We start from the raw sequence: 10,761 nt of genomic DNA, 5'->3' as shown, positions 1-10,761 counted from the left end.
AAATAAGGAACCATGCAAAATACAAGGAGGTGTTAATATGAGTTTGGCAATTATTCCTGCCGATGTACTTGGTTATATTGGTGATGTCTTCAATGCTATTTGGCCCGTATTGGCTGTTGGATTAGGGATCATGGCGGTACCCATGGTCATCAGAGCAGCCAAGAGCGCTTTTGCCCGCTAAACTAAAAAACAACCGGTGCCTCCCGGGCCGCCGGAGCCCGGAAACTATGCTAAGCGGCCTAATTAGGCCGCTTTAGTTATGTTAAGGGAAAAGAGGTACCTATGAAAATAATTGTATCTGTAATAGCAATTTACTACCTGTATCACATGGTCTTCCTACTAGCAAGCTTAGGCATAAAACGAGATAAAATCGGCACGCCATTGGGTGCCGGTGAAAGCCGATTCGCGGTATTCGTTCCGGCTCACAATGAACAAAATGTCATCCAAGAATCAGTAAAATCAATCTTAACCGCGCATTACCCACAGGATCGCTTCACAGTCCATGTCGTGGCGGACAACTGTACCGACAAAACAGCCCAAAACGCTCAAAACGCAGGGGCTAAGGTTTTGACAAGGACTAATCTTTTACAACGTGGAAAACAATTTGCCCTTGAATGGGCTTTTAATCAGATAGATCTAGATAACTTTGACGCCGTTGTCATCTTGGACGCCGATAATCATATCGATCCGAAGTTTTTTTTAGTCCTAGATCACTACTTAAAGGCTGGACATAAAGTCCTGCAAGCGTACGAAGAGACAAAGAATCCGAATGATTCATGGGTGTCCATGAACAATGCATATACCTACTGGTACATGTTTCGGATGCAGATGATCCGAACGTCATTAGGTATGTCGGCTTGGTTGGCCGGCACTGGGGTGTGTATTAGTACCGATGTATTAAAAAAGATCGGCTGGCATGTTACAACCATCGTTGACGATGTGGATTTCACTTGCCGGCTGCTCCTGAATGGTGAAAAGGTAACCTTGGCTGATGGAGCCGTTATCTATGATCAAAAGCCTGTGAAACTATTGGATTCCATGAAGCAGAGGCTCCGGTGGATCCGGGGGCAGACACAGGTTGGTATTAAGTACCTACCGAATCTAGCGACTTATATTATAAAGAATTTATTTGAAGGGAATTACGGGCAAGCGCTTCGGGCCTTTGATGCTATTATGTGGCTGCCCATGCAACTTATTATTCTTGCTTCGTTTGCCTATTCATTTTCTGCGGGTGGATTTAATTACCTGTTGACAGTGCTAATCACAACGCCGGTCTTTTATATCCTTCCGCTGGCAGCTGAGAAAGTAAAACATAGAAGGGCCTGGCAATATATTGTAACCTCAGGAGTGTTCTTTTTAACCTGGATACCAATTACAGCTTATGGGGTGGTGACTTATGGAAAGCAAGGCTGGTGGAAGACGCCGCATTAATACTTATTTGATTAATAGAAAATTAATTTTATTATTTATTTTAACTTTGTGTTTTGTTTTTAGTAGCATACTACCTGCTTTTGCGTATGACGGTGGTTATTTAGGGGGTGTAAAGCCTTGGTCATCTCAGGTTCCTAATATTGCAAATGCTACTGATAATGATTTAAGTACTTATGCAAATTTCTCAAATAGTAGTAATACTATGTATAGATTACCTTCTACATATAATTTAACTGATTTTTATATAAATGCTTCATCGCCTATGTTTCAATTAAATTGTTATAATTCTTCAATGTATCTTATGTATTCTATTCAAATTAGAAAAAATGGGCTTACTCATTTTAATGCTAATGGTATTGCATGGATTACTATATTTTATACCGGAAATGACAGTAGTAAGCTCTTTGAATTTGATTGTTATTCTAGCAGTAATGCTCCTGTTATTCCTTCTGTTCCTTCTGGTATTAATGTTTCTGGTTCGGGCGGTAATGGTGTTTTAAGTTGGGGTTTAATTCCTGGTGCTACTTCTTATAATGTTTATGATGGTTCGACATTGGTTACATCCGGTGTGACTGGTTCATCTTATTCGTTTTCTAATTTTTCTGTAGGAAGTCATAATCTGACAGTTACTGCTGTTAATGATATTGGTGAATCTGCTCCTAGTGTTCCTGCCACTTATATTGTATTAGCGAAGCCAGGACAAGTTGTTGGTCTTGTTGTTTCTGGCTCTGGTGATCCTAATGGTGTTGTAACTTGGACTGCCTCTGATTCATCCGATCAAGTATTAAATTACAATCTTTATTGCAATTCGTCTATTATTGCTTCGCCAACTTCTAACTCTTGGGTTTTTTCGAATTATTCTGTTGGATTATATTCTTTTCAAGTTTCTGCTGTAAATTCATCTGGAGAAGGACAGAAATCTTCCATTTTGGATTATGCTGTTATCGCTCTTCCGGATTCTGTTACGGTTACTAGTAATTCTTTATCGACTAATTCTCTTAATTTATCTTGGTCAACTAGTAGTGGAGCAACAAGTTATGCCATCTACCAAAACAGTAATCTGATAGCAACAACAATGGGCACCACTTATCTTATCAATAACTTGATTCCAAGCACTAATTACAGCTTTCAAATTGCCGCAGTCAACGATTGCGGTCAAAGCCCACTTTCAAATTCGGTTAACATAACAACATTAGGAATACCGCCCTCACCCCCTACCGGATTGAGCGCGGGCAATATCACTCAAACATCCTGCACTCTTTATTGGATAAAGCAGCCTGACGCCACCAGTTATAACGTCTATCTTGACGGAACACTAACAGGAAATGTATCGCAACCTTTTCTTTTTAATCCATCCTTTGAATTCAGTAATCTAACGGACGGATCGACCTACTCTATGACCGTTACTGCCATCAACCAATGGGGCGAGAGCACGGCCTCTCAGCCGCTAAACGTGACCGCAACGATTCCCAATCCCGTACTTAAGGCTATGGTTGATAATGGTAATATAAAGCTAACTTGGACCGGCCTTGGAAGTAGTTTCACTATCGTAGTCGATGGAGAAGAGGTCGATTTAGTATCCAACAGCCCTTATACCCTAACTAAGAATCCAGGCACCTATCAGGTCCAGATCATCCAAAATTACAACAGTCAGCAATATCCTTCCAACGTTGTCAGGGTCTCTATATCAAAGTTTACGACTCCTGGTGCCACAAAAATGACGGGTGATATCTTGGAAAATGCTGGATTAGTGATAGCTCCAGCGGGCGGTTTACTAGCCCTAGCGCTAGCACTAAAGGGTAGTCCGATGCTTTTAGCGGCAGCGAAAGCATTTTTGTTAAAAAATTAATGAAAAGGGATGGAGATTATGAATAAGTATCTTTGCGCGGTCATGATGTCGATCTTTATGCTATGGGGTGCTTTGCCCGCGTATGCGGAAGTAATCGACGTTAATATTGTTACAGAGACTGACGTTAATATCGTACCATCCCCGCCGCCTTCAAAACCGACGGATATTTCAGTATCTGCAGTAACCGATACCACAGCACAAGTCTCTTGGCCCGCTGTAACGTCAGCACTACAATATACAGTTTACATAAACGATCAGGTTTACTCCGGATCTAATAGTCCTAAAGCCTCTATAGTAGGACTTACAAGTGATACCGATTACTCCGTCTTTGTGATTGCGAATAATACCGGGGGTAATTCTCCTCAATCCACAACTGTAAACTTTAAAACCTTACCTCCGATACCGATAGAACCCTCAGTTCCCAAAGTGACTACGACAGGCACCACGGCCAAACTTCTTTGGCAGCCGTTGGCCAAGATCTACAACATAACCCAATACACGGTTTTCTTAGATGGTCAAGTTATGACGACAGCTGAGACTCAAACGGGCATGCAAACGGCTACATTAAATAATCTGGCCGCAGGAAGTCATTCCGTGTCTGTTTCAGCCACAAACGATAACAGGGAAGGACCTCAATCCCAGCCTGTTTCCTTTACGATCAGCACCGTACCAGCACCATTGGGGGTACAGTTCTACAATAAATCCGCAGATACCGTCTGGTTATCTTGGCAGCCGGTACCCGGCGCATCGAGTTATGATCTCTCTATCGACGGCCAACAAATTGGACAGAGCTATCAAGCGTCCTATATCATACAAAGCCTTAGCCCGAATACGACCTATCAAATTTCCATCGTGACGGTTATGCCGGACGGTGAGCAGAGTCAAGGCACTAATATATCAGTACAAACGGAACCCTCAGCACCCGCTATGAACGTTACAAACTTGAAAAGCAAACTATTCACTTATGTTCCTGATTTGAAAATGTACCTGGAGATCTTGTTTGGGATAACAGCCGCGCTAATGATATCAAATAACCTTAAAGTCACTCTTGGAAGGAGATAGGTTTATGAGAGTTAGTAAACTATTAGCAACAATTGTGATGACTCTTCTAATTTCAACCAATATTAATGTCTCAACGGTACTAGCAGCAACGGTCATCGATGGCGGGCCAGCGACTGTTTTTGTTCATTCAAGCACATCTGAGGTTGAATCAGCTAATAGAATAGTTGCAGACACGGCGAATCCTGGGCTTGGCAAAATAACCTCAATCACCTTGAAAGGTTACGCCGCTCAATCTAATTTAAAAGTCATGTACGATAGTTGGGCTGAGCCAGTTATGTGGTATTATGCTGAAACAATTATTAATACCACAATAACACCATCAGGTAGCCCGTCACTAGCATATCTTAAAATTTATCCAAATGGAGAAGATAATTATATTTATGTATCGTCATTTTCCGCTACGAATGCGGTAGGAGATCACTTTGTTGTCAATTTTACTTCACCAACGAATTATGTCCCCCCAGATCCGGATCCGGATCCAGACCCAGACCCCGATCCAGACCCAAACCCCGATCCGGATCCAGACCCTGATCCAGAACCTGAGCTTTGTGAAAGTACCCTTTGAGACGTTGTAAACGCAGTGAATGCGTTAGGTAGTCAGTTGACTACCATTATAGCAAAACAAGGTACTCTCGACACAGACTTAAAGAATTTAGGAGATCAATTTGATCAGATGCTTAATAAACAAGACACGACAAACAATACCTTAGATAGCATTAACTCTACGCTAGAAGATCTCTCAGATTACATTACCACTCCTAGGTCGGCCAGTTCACTCAGCACAAGTAGTCTTGGATCGGTGCCTACGTTTGATCCTACCGTACCTTTCATTCCGGGAGAACCGGATAGAGACCCTTACAATGGCTTTATACCTGTCCCGCAATTACCGCCTTATATCGATAGTCCAAGTCCTCTACCTGCGATGCCTGATCCAAGCACTCTCGTTATGCCCCATGATAATCCTAAGCCAAGTAATAGTCCTGTGCCGATTACGGCACCCTTAACGCCACAGACTCCAGCAAGATCACAAAATCCCTTACCTCCTCAATCTCCAGTAACACAACAAACACCGCTAACAACATCCCCGGTGGCTATGGATCCTCCGCTTACAAAGTCTCCCGTGGCCATGGATGCTCCACTTGAGCCATCGACGGTACAACGTTCAACGCCGATCGCACCACAAACGCCTATTTCACCGAATCAGCCTTATACCATGCAAGAACCAATTCCACCTCAATAAACTATCGAAAGAGGTAAAATCCGATGTATGCTTTTTTTCAATCGATATTCCAAGGCTTACTTAATGGCCTCATCTCTATAGCCCACTGGTTTGGTAGCATTATTTTGGGGCTATTCAACGCCATCAAAAGCTTTTTCACAGCCCTGTTTGGGCCTATTATTTTACTTTTAGGTGGAATTTGGTACCTCATTACGAATATTTTTGAGGTCATCGTACTTATTATCAAAGTGGTGATAGGCCTTTTATCTGTCGTATTTGCTATCTTCGGTGGCGTTCTTAATACGTTTAGTGGCCTTATGGGGTTTTCTGGGAGCACATCATATTATGCCTTACCCGGAGCTTATCAACAGGGTTTCAACACAGTGACTGGATTTATAAGCCAAACTGGATTTAACACAATAGCGTATATCATGGCGACGTTTGTTTGGTTGGCTACCGCTTATGCTGTTATAAAGATAGCCGGTGGAAACGGAGGAAATTAGGTTATGCATTCTATCGTAGATTCTATTTTGTTCCCTATGGAAACTATTTTGCAAGGTGCACTGTCTTATTTAGGACAGATATCCCTGGTGGCTGGTCGGGGACTCAATTTGAATTACTTTTTAGGACCAATAGTTATGATGGGGTCCGGATGGCAGATGCTTGTTGGGTCCATTGTATCCAGTGCCTTTTTACTTCTGATGGTACTGATCGTCAGAAAAACATTTGATATGTACTTAGCCTTTAAATCCGGTGTGAAATGGTGGTAAGAAAAGACTATTGTAAACTTTTCTCGGCCGTGGTTGGTTTACAATTTACAGAGAGAGTTATTTCACGTAATACTAATTGTTAGTTATAGAGAGGTGTTGAAAAAATGTTTCATACAAATTCAAGTGATGTGTTAAATCAAACGTTTACCGTTATTCAACTTTTGGCTCCGATATATGCACTTGTTTTTGGCATAATAGGAGCTCGAATGCTAATAGAGAAAGGATTAAAGAAGATATTCCCGAATTATAATCCTAAAAAAGGTAGGGGAAAGGGTAAATCTGCAAAAAACTCTTCGACTCGAACTAATTCCAAGAGAAAATCAACTAAAAAGGAATTAGCATCCTATATGATAGGTGCTAAGGCTCCAGCAAAAAGAAACGAGCGAATAACTAGATTGTTGACTGAAGCAATGAATGGCGAAGTTCATCAAATTAAGGACAAGGTATATATCTCCTACGACTCAAAAATGGATAGAACAGAAGACGGGCGACCTCAAAGAACCAATCTCGTTTTTGATAAAAGTCGAAATACCAGATTTAAAAAGATAGGTAAGACAATTGAGTTTTCTTATGATTAGCGTTAATTAGTTTGGTAAAAGGGTGGAGGTTTCCACTCTTTTTTTATAACAAAAAGAGTACAGTTTTTGTTCATTGTACGCCGCGCATTACAGCAGGATAATAAAGGAAAAGGTGTTCATGAGGTGAAGCGAATGGCATTTCAATTCTTTTTTCAGGCTGCAGCTGGTATTACTACGGGTGTTGCAAGTGTAATTTTGCCCTGTCTATATCTCTATAATCGTTTGTTCAATAATGGAAGGAGTAGCAGAGGATGATCATACCTGGCTTAAAAAAGTCAAAGTCAAAATCAAATGACGATGTTATTTTGATATCTCAAACAGAAATTCAAGTCTTAGGGGTGTTAGATCTTGATGAGGAATCGGTTAGTGCCGGATCCCTAAAGTTACCCCGAGCAGATGCAGAAGTGCGTTATTATCCTGGGGGAGGACGGGCATTTGTTTATGGATGGGAAGGTAATTACTTGGCTGAAAGTGAACGGATCGCCGAGCTAGAACAAAACGTTGCGCTTAAGAATATGTTTAACTTTGGAACACAAAGCAAGTTAAACCTACCGTTTTTTGTGATGGCCGCTATCTTAGTAATTACGATTATTGTTTTACATCACTAATGAAGGAGATTGAAAAGATGGCTGATAATGATTCCGGAGGTAAATCACTACAAGATATTATGTCTGGTGACTTATTCGCAAATTCGTCGGGTGAACTTGTATCCGTTCTAAATTTCATGGAGAAACACGGGACCCCATTGAGCCCTTATCAGTTGCAGGGAATTGCTTACTTGCGGTATATGCAAGCGCAAAGGGGACATAAGGCTTATGAACCCATCATTTCGACGATTACGAACATGGCTAAAAATCTAACGTTCCCCAGCACGTTCATTGAGGTTATCAATGCCTACTTTACAGGACAATTCATTGATAAGCGCATGATGAACAATGCCCTCAAGGGAGGATCTAAATAATGTACCTTTGGGTCTTCCAGGGCAACCTTGGGGACGGTAAAACATTTGGGGCGAGTGTGTTAGCTCATTACTTTCAGTCCAAAGCTCGTGCAGCGGGAGTGCCTGTCGATCTGTATTCTAACTATGGTTTAAAAGGATCTAAGGAGTTAGGTAACTATAAGGATTTTTATAATGTCGCTCGTTCGCCTAACTCCATCGGGATCATGGATGAAGCCCACGTAAACTTAGATTCGCGGCTTTTCAGTAAGGGTAGTAACATTTATATGACTCAGTTTTTCTTCTATTTTCGGAAGTTGCATCACACAATGTTTTTAACGACCCCTAGCATACGGAACCTAGATAGCCGTGTCAGAAACTTGACCAATATCTTAGTGGATTGTCGTAAGGCAGGCGGATCGTTTATTTATAACGTTTACGACTACTCTGGAGAAAAACTCCTTAGGCGATTATATTTGCCATCTATGAAGGTTAAACAGCTCTTTGCATGTAAACTCTACAACACAGATAACATCGTCAGAAACGTCCAATTCCCGTCAACGGAAAGGGAGTTTGACAAATTCCTAACCGAGATTATTAATGCTCGAAATGAATTTTTATCGGGTAAAGCCCTAAAGGGTCGAACGGATTATTTGAGCCAGGATGAAACGGATGAGAGATACGTCAAAATGCTGACGGAAGGAATGGAGATTGAGGATGAATAAAAATTCTCCATATGATCTTGTTTTAGTGCATGAAACTTTATCTAATATGACGGATGGTGATGTCTTTGGAATGCTGAAAAGTATATTTCCTGAACGTCTTTTATATCGCATGTCAACTGATTGGCGTGAAGATAAAAAGTTTATTCTAAAAGCCAAAGGCACGATGGGAGATGTACTTGTCGGCTGGACTGAAAATCAAAGAATAGGTCAAAATCCGGTAAGACATTGTCCCCTTCTTTAAGTCTCATTGTTCGGAATTTTAGTGAGTTTATTCTCGTGCCGGTTCTTCATGAACACCGGATCGGGGACAGCTGCTGACGTAATTTGGCCAAAAAGTAGAACTATATGTCTCTAAATTCGTTAAATTGTTCGGAAAGAGGTGAGTTTAATGAAAGAGGATGAAAGAAATTTGATGTTCAGGGCAAGGCAGGCTGCGCTCGGTAAGTCTATTCGGATCGTAGATACTCATTGGGGTTTCAAGTCTATAGAATTTGGACAAACACAAGATGTTGAAAAGTTGGCTAGATGTTTTGCTGGGAAAAAAAGAAAGACACGCTGATAATACTCGCGCATAATGATTCTTAGGCGCGGAAAATAGCCGGGACCCAAACAAGAGAATGCGGGGTTCCGGCTTTATTATAGGAAGAAAAGTATAGCGTATAACATGGAGGGAGCCTATGAACGAGTTTTTAGATACTGCCAAAGTGCCTTTGGATACATTAGATGGTTCTCTGGATACTCAAAAGGAATTCTTGGACACTCTTGGACGAACGACGGCTAGGGCCTATGGTGAGGACTTGTCGGATTTCTCCCGTTGGTTTAAAGAATCGGACGGTAAAACGTTGGCTGGTGGTATTGTAACCACCTTGGATCTAAGAGACTATCTTAGCCATATGTTGACCGTTCGTGGTTTGAAACCTTCCACGATTAACCGTCGCTTGGCAGCGATCCGTGCCTGGCTGCAATGGGCGAAGAAGGAAGGGGAGATTAAGGATCTGCCTGTTTTCCCCCGGCATCTTTCCGAACCAAAGCGAGCACCGAAGTCTTTAGAACGTGTGGAGGAATCTCGTTTCTTGCGAGCTGTAGCCAGGGAAGGGAATGCCCGTGATAGCGCAGTCATAGGTTTGATGCTCTACGCGGGTCTTAGGGTAAGTGAAGCTGTATCCACCAGGCCGGAAGATATCCAAATTGGAGAACGAAAAGGAAAGGTCGTTGTCCGGAATGGGAAAGGCATGAAGCGCCGGGAGGTTCCGATCAATTCGGATGGACGGGGAATGATCGGGCCTTGGCTAGCAAGGTCTAAGGGCGATTATCTTTTTCCTGGCTCAGGTAGAAGTCATCTTGCTCCTAGGACCGTTCAGGAGCTGATAAAAAAATATGCCTATCAGGCACAATTGGACCCGGGTAACGTAACACCACATGTGCTCCGGCATACCTTCGCCACGAAGATATTACGCTCAGGTGTGGACATTGTGACGGTTGCTGCGCTTTTGGGACACTCAAGAATAGATACTACGGCCATCTATACCCAGCCCAGTTGGAGAGACCTAGAACGAGCAGTGGATGGACAAGAAGTAGGGAGTGGGGCATGACCATACATCCGGCCAAGAGATCAGGATTTAGGATAGTAAAATCGGAATTGTTAGAAATCGAATTAAGTCTTTACGAGAAAAAGGGTTTAACGTAACCAATGAAGACGTTCCGGTACTTTATGAGAGATTGAAATACTTTCAAGAGTGCCGGAGGTGAGGTATAAAGGAATTAGCGTGGGAGGACGTATGATTATCGATAAACGCATAGCTAATTACGCTAAAATGATTGAACAGGAGACGGATCCAGTCTTTAAAATGCTCTATGAGTTGAACAGGAATTTATTAATTAAGCTTAAAGATGTAAAAGGCCAGGACAGGGCCATAATTTGCACTGAAAACTCTGATGGCGAGGAGGGGTAGAATAATATTCGCCCCCTCTTTTTAACTCAATACAGGCGAAATATGGAGGAGGAAGTTTCTCGGATTATGCGCTATTCTTATTTTCCGCCAAGGTGTTGTAGGTTGGGTAATCATTTTATAGATACTGGCAAGTAGATTTTTTATTGCTATTCTAGTAACATAGAATTATAATAAAACAAACGTTCTATCTTATAGATTATATGTTTGGAGATGATCAAATTGGATAGCCCAATTAAAT

16 protein-coding genes are annotated in these 10,761 nt (G+C 41.8%); all 16 read left to right on the top strand.

Annotated features, from left to right (window positions below; translation table 11 throughout):
• Window positions 1–181 (top strand): hypothetical protein (locus DOT_RS31035; RefSeq protein WP_207637035.1); only part of this gene is annotated, 181 nt, incomplete at its 5' end.
• 101 nt (window positions 182–282) lie between these two features.
• On the top strand, window positions 283–1,431 hold the full coding sequence (locus DOT_RS08180; protein WP_009616900.1) for a glycosyltransferase family 2 protein: 1,149 nt from the start codon (window positions 283–285) through the stop codon (window positions 1,429–1,431).
• Window positions 1,397–3,280, top strand: a complete 1,884-nt coding sequence (locus DOT_RS08175) for a fibronectin type III domain-containing protein (protein ID WP_009616898.1) — start codon at window positions 1,397–1,399, stop codon at window positions 3,278–3,280. Before DOT_RS08180 ends, DOT_RS08175 begins: the two co-directional genes overlap by 35 nt.
• Window positions 3,281–3,298: 18 nt before the next feature.
• On the top strand, window positions 3,299–4,342 hold the full coding sequence (locus DOT_RS08170; RefSeq protein ID WP_009616896.1) for a fibronectin type III domain-containing protein: 1,044 nt from the start codon (window positions 3,299–3,301) through the stop codon (window positions 4,340–4,342).
• Window positions 4,343–4,346: 4 nt separating this feature from the next.
• A complete protein-coding gene (locus tag DOT_RS31030) occupies window positions 4,347–4,907 on the top strand; it encodes a hypothetical protein (protein WP_009616894.1) in 561 nt (186 codons plus the stop codon).
• A 36-nt stretch (window positions 4,908–4,943) separates the two neighbouring features.
• Window positions 4,944–5,582 (top strand): hypothetical protein, encoded by a 639-nt coding sequence (locus DOT_RS08160; protein WP_009616892.1) that lies wholly within the window; start codon window positions 4,944–4,946, stop codon window positions 5,580–5,582.
• 23 nt (window positions 5,583–5,605) lie between these two features.
• Entirely contained in the window at window positions 5,606–6,064 is a 459-nt protein-coding gene (locus DOT_RS08155; protein WP_009616891.1) for a hypothetical protein, read from the top strand.
• Between the two features lie 3 nt (window positions 6,065–6,067).
• On the top strand, window positions 6,068–6,331 hold the full coding sequence (locus tag DOT_RS08150; RefSeq protein WP_009616885.1) for a hypothetical protein: 264 nt from the start codon (window positions 6,068–6,070) through the stop codon (window positions 6,329–6,331).
• A gap of 104 nt (window positions 6,332–6,435) precedes the next feature.
• Window positions 6,436–6,909, top strand: coding sequence for a hypothetical protein (locus DOT_RS08145; protein ID WP_009616881.1), 474 nt, complete (start codon window positions 6,436–6,438; stop codon window positions 6,907–6,909).
• A 251-nt stretch (window positions 6,910–7,160) separates the two neighbouring features.
• Window positions 7,161–7,517 carry a hypothetical protein gene (locus DOT_RS08135; protein WP_009616878.1) on the top strand — a complete coding sequence of 119 codons (357 nt, stop codon included), beginning with the start codon at window positions 7,161–7,163 and terminating at the stop codon, window positions 7,515–7,517.
• Window positions 7,518–7,534: 17 nt separating this feature from the next.
• Entirely contained in the window at window positions 7,535–7,870 is a 336-nt protein-coding gene (locus tag DOT_RS08130) for a hypothetical protein (RefSeq protein ID WP_009616876.1), read from the top strand.
• The gene (locus DOT_RS08125; protein WP_009616874.1) at window positions 7,870–8,571 is read left to right on the top strand and encodes a zonular occludens toxin domain-containing protein; all 702 of its coding nucleotides are present in this window, start codon (window positions 7,870–7,872) and stop codon (window positions 8,569–8,571) included. Before DOT_RS08130 ends, DOT_RS08125 begins: the two co-directional genes overlap by 1 nt.
• On the top strand, window positions 8,564–8,812 hold the full coding sequence (locus DOT_RS08120; protein ID WP_040411626.1) for a hypothetical protein: 249 nt from the start codon (window positions 8,564–8,566) through the stop codon (window positions 8,810–8,812). Before DOT_RS08125 ends, DOT_RS08120 begins: the two co-directional genes overlap by 8 nt.
• 147 nt (window positions 8,813–8,959) lie before the next feature.
• Complete coding sequence (locus DOT_RS30360) at window positions 8,960–9,130, top strand: hypothetical protein (protein ID WP_157998433.1); 171 nt, start codon at window positions 8,960–8,962, stop codon at window positions 9,128–9,130.
• A 118-nt stretch (window positions 9,131–9,248) separates the two neighbouring features.
• The gene (locus tag DOT_RS08115) at window positions 9,249–10,163 is read left to right on the top strand and encodes a tyrosine-type recombinase/integrase (RefSeq protein WP_009616872.1); all 915 of its coding nucleotides are present in this window, start codon (window positions 9,249–9,251) and stop codon (window positions 10,161–10,163) included.
• A 186-nt stretch (window positions 10,164–10,349) separates the two neighbouring features.
• Window positions 10,350–10,523 carry a hypothetical protein gene (locus DOT_RS30355; RefSeq protein WP_009616871.1) on the top strand — a complete coding sequence of 58 codons (174 nt, stop codon included), beginning with the start codon at window positions 10,350–10,352 and terminating at the stop codon, window positions 10,521–10,523.
• Window positions 10,524–10,761: the final 238 nt, after the last annotated feature.

Source organism: Desulfosporosinus sp. OT (assembly GCF_000224515.1).
In the GTDB taxonomy this organism is placed as follows: Bacteria; Bacillota; Desulfitobacteriia; order Desulfitobacteriales; family Desulfitobacteriaceae; genus Desulfosporosinus.
The sequence above is the reverse complement of the archived record's forward strand: the minus strand, read 5'-3'. Positions and strand labels throughout refer to the sequence as shown.

Coding starts and splice junctions, on each gene's coding strand:
- DOT_RS08180 (WP_009616900.1), top strand. CDS start 283: ATGAAAATAATTGTATCTGTAATAGCAATTTACTACCTGTATCACATG.
- DOT_RS08175 (WP_009616898.1), top strand. CDS start 1,397: ATGGAAAGCAAGGCTGGTGGAAGACGCCGCATTAATACTTATTTGATT.
- DOT_RS08170 (WP_009616896.1), top strand. CDS start 3,299: ATGAATAAGTATCTTTGCGCGGTCATGATGTCGATCTTTATGCTATGG.
- DOT_RS31030 (WP_009616894.1), top strand. CDS start 4,347: ATGAGAGTTAGTAAACTATTAGCAACAATTGTGATGACTCTTCTAATT.
- DOT_RS08155 (WP_009616891.1), top strand. CDS start 5,606: ATGTATGCTTTTTTTCAATCGATATTCCAAGGCTTACTTAATGGCCTC.
- DOT_RS08150 (WP_009616885.1), top strand. CDS start 6,068: ATGCATTCTATCGTAGATTCTATTTTGTTCCCTATGGAAACTATTTTG.
- DOT_RS08145 (WP_009616881.1), top strand. CDS start 6,436: ATGTTTCATACAAATTCAAGTGATGTGTTAAATCAAACGTTTACCGTT.
- DOT_RS08135 (WP_009616878.1), top strand. CDS start 7,161: ATGATCATACCTGGCTTAAAAAAGTCAAAGTCAAAATCAAATGACGAT.
- DOT_RS08130 (WP_009616876.1), top strand. CDS start 7,535: ATGGCTGATAATGATTCCGGAGGTAAATCACTACAAGATATTATGTCT.
- DOT_RS08125 (WP_009616874.1), top strand. CDS start 7,870: ATGTACCTTTGGGTCTTCCAGGGCAACCTTGGGGACGGTAAAACATTT.
- DOT_RS08120 (WP_040411626.1), top strand. CDS start 8,564: ATGAATAAAAATTCTCCATATGATCTTGTTTTAGTGCATGAAACTTTA.
- DOT_RS30360 (WP_157998433.1), top strand. CDS start 8,960: ATGAAAGAGGATGAAAGAAATTTGATGTTCAGGGCAAGGCAGGCTGCG.
- DOT_RS08115 (WP_009616872.1), top strand. CDS start 9,249: ATGAACGAGTTTTTAGATACTGCCAAAGTGCCTTTGGATACATTAGAT.
- DOT_RS30355 (WP_009616871.1), top strand. CDS start 10,350: ATGATTATCGATAAACGCATAGCTAATTACGCTAAAATGATTGAACAG.